Raw genomic sequence first — 2819 nt, 5'->3', positions numbered from 1 at the left:
AGCAGCGTCGTCTTGCCCGCACCGTTCGGGCCGAGCAGCCCGGTCAGGCGGCCGGGCGGCGGGGTCGCGTCGACGCCGTCGACGACCCACCGGCCCCCGAGCCGCGTGCCGACGCCGCTGATCGTCAGGTCCACGCCGACCCCCGTCCCCGGCGCAGCAGCACCGCGAACACGGGCACGCCGATGAGTGCGGTGACGATGCCGACGGGCAGCTCGCGCGGGTCGAAGAGCGTGCGCGCGAGCGTGTCGGCCCAGACGAGGAACACCGCACCCGCGAGCGCGGCAACGGGCAGCAGCCGGCGGTGCGCGGGGCCGGTGAGCGACCCGACGGCGTGCGGCAGGACGAGCCCGACGAACCCGATCGCGCCGCTGACCGCGACCATCGCGCCCGTGAGCAGCGCGACGAGCGTCATGAGCGTCCACCGCGTCCGGTCGACGCCGACACCGAGCGCCGCCGCGGCCGTGTCGCCGAACGCGAACGCGTCGAGCCGGACGCCGGCGAGCACGACGAGCGTCCCGACGACGAGCACCGCACCACCCGCGATCGCGACCGACGACCACGTCGCGCCCGCGAGCGAGCCGAGCAGCCACGACAGGATCTCCCGGTACGAGTCGCCGGTCGCGGTCCAGAAGATGACGAACGACGTGCCCGCCGCGCACAGCTGCGACACCGCGAGCCCGGCGAGGACGGTGCGGCCCGGGGTGAGCGTGCCGCCCGAGCGAGCGAGCGCGAGCGTCGCGACCAGTGCGGCCATCGCCCCGACGAACGCGGCGACCGGCAGCAGCACGGCCACGCCGACGACCAGCACGGCGACCGCTCCGAGCGACGCACCCGACGACAGCCCGAGCAGGTACGGGTCGGCGAGCGGGTTGCGCGTGAGGCTCTGCATGACGGCACCGGCGAGCGCGAGCCCCGCGCCGACGGCGGCGGCCGTGAGGACGCGCGGCAGGCGCAGCTCCCAGACGATCGCGTCGTGCAGCGGTGCGACGGGCGCGACGTCGAACCCGACGTGCGCCGCGATGCTGCGCGCGACCTCGCCGACGCCCAGGTCGGCCGGTCCGATGGTCACGGTCACGAGGACCGTGCCGACGAGCGCCGCGAGGCCGACGGCCACGAGCAGCGCGAGCCGGGTGCGCGCAGGCGCCGCCGTCGACGGGGCGAGCGGCGCGGTGGTGCGGGGGACGGTGGCGGTCGTCGTCGTCACCCCTCGTCCGGTGCGTCGTCCAGCGCGGCGACCTGCTCGGCGATCGACGCGACGGCTTCGGCGTTGCGCACCCCGGCCTCGGTCGCGGCGAACGGGACGGTCACGTACCGCTTCTCGCGCACCGCGGTGAGCTGCGACGTCGCCGGGTTCGACTCGAGCAGCGCGATCTTGCTGTCGGCGGTGTTCCACGACGCGTCGACCAGCACGATGACGTCGGGGTCGGCCGCGACGACCTGCTCCCACCCGACCGACGTCCACGTGTCGTGCACGTCGCCGAAGACGTTCGTGAGCCCCGCGGCGTCGAGGATCATCTGCGGCGCGCCGATCCCCGCGCCGACGTAGGGGCTGTCGGTGCCCGACGAGTACCAGAGCGCGGTCGTCGGCTCGGCGGGCTGCTCGACCTCGGCGAGCGTGTCGCGCTGCGCGGCGATGAGCTCCTCGGCGCGGTCCTGCACGCCGAACAGCGACGCGACCTCGCGGATCTCGTCCTCGACGACGTCGAACGTCAGCGGGTCGGGCTGGTAGCCCTCCTCCTTGCACGCGGCGGGGGAGACGTACGTGCCGATCCCGAGCGCGGCGAGACCGGCACGGTCACCGGCCCCGTCGGCGGAGAAGTTCGACTCCCACCCCGCGTAGACGAAGTCCGGCTCGAGCGCCAGCAGCGCCTCCTGGCCCGGAACCTTGTCGGACACGACGCGGATCGCGTCGTACGCGTCGGCCCACTCCTCCGGCACGGGTCCGTCGGCGAACGCGGTGCCGACGACCCGGTCCTCCAGGCCGAGCGCGAGCAGCATCTCGGTCGAGGTGGACTTGACGGTCACGACGCGCTCCGGCGGGGCGTCGACGGTGACGGGCGTGCCGCAGTTGTCGAGCTCGACGGGCGTGAAGCCGCCGGGCTGCGACGCGGCAGCGGTCGGCGACGACGTGCCCGACGCGTCGGACGCGCACGCCGACAGCCCGAGCGCGAGCGCGGCGACGGCGACGAGGGGCACGAGGAGACGGCGGGTGGGGCGGGGCATCGGCACTCCGGGACTGGACGCAGGGGCGACCCCTGCACGGGCGGGGGTGCGCTGCGCTGCGCACGACGGGACGGGTGCACGTCGCACCCCGGAGGGCCGCCGAGTGCCGGGCGGCTCGACCCGGTCAGCAGGACCGGGTTCCTGCTCCCACCCTAGGCCGCTGCGGCACCGGTTCCGCAACCTGGCGTCCGCGGTGCGACCTGCGGGGTCACGGCCGCGCGGCGAGGGCGAGTGCCTGGGCGACCTCGGCGACGTCGTCGGAGAGCAGGCCGACCGTGACGCGCAGGTGCGGGGCCTGGTCGTCGGCGCCGTTCGCGACGAACGGCGTGCCAGGCGCCGCGCGGATCCCCGCGGCCTCGAGCCGCAGGAGCGCGGTGCGCTCGTCGTGCACCGGCAGCCACAGGTTGATGCCGTCGCCGCCGTCGACGTGCACGTCGAGCGTCGCGAGCGCGGTCGTGAGCGCACGGCGACGTGCGAAGTAGACGCGGCGGGCGTGCGCGACGGCGTCGATCGCGGCGGGGTCGGTGAGCAGGTCGACGAGCACGTGCTGCAGCAGGCGGCTGGTCCAGCCGGGGCCGAGCATGCGGCGCGCGACG

General features: G+C 75.6%; 3 protein-coding genes. All 3 read right to left on the bottom strand.

Annotated elements, in window-relative coordinates; genetic code table 11:
- Nucleotides 1-124: 124 nt before the first annotated feature.
- On the bottom strand, nucleotides 125-1204 hold the full coding sequence (locus tag HGA02_RS15490) for a putative F420-0 ABC transporter permease subunit (protein WP_168679959.1): 1080 nt from the start codon (nucleotides 1202-1204) through the stop codon (nucleotides 125-127).
- Complete coding sequence (locus HGA02_RS15485; RefSeq protein ID WP_168679957.1) at nucleotides 1201-2223, bottom strand: putative F420-0 ABC transporter substrate-binding protein; 1023 nt, start codon at nucleotides 2221-2223, stop codon at nucleotides 1201-1203. The genes HGA02_RS15490 and HGA02_RS15485 overlap by 4 nt, the downstream gene beginning before the upstream one ends.
- A gap of 208 nt (nucleotides 2224-2431) precedes the next feature.
- Nucleotides 2432-2819, bottom strand: a 388-nt coding sequence (locus HGA02_RS15480; protein ID WP_168679955.1) for an aminotransferase class I/II-fold pyridoxal phosphate-dependent enzyme, incomplete at its 5' end; no start/stop codon positions are given.

This window comes from Cellulomonas septica (assembly GCF_012396155.1).
Lineage (GTDB): Bacteria > Actinomycetota > Actinomycetes > Actinomycetales > Cellulomonadaceae > Cellulomonas > Cellulomonas septica.
The sequence above is the reverse complement of the archived record's forward strand: the minus strand, read 5'-3'. Positions and strand labels throughout refer to the sequence as shown.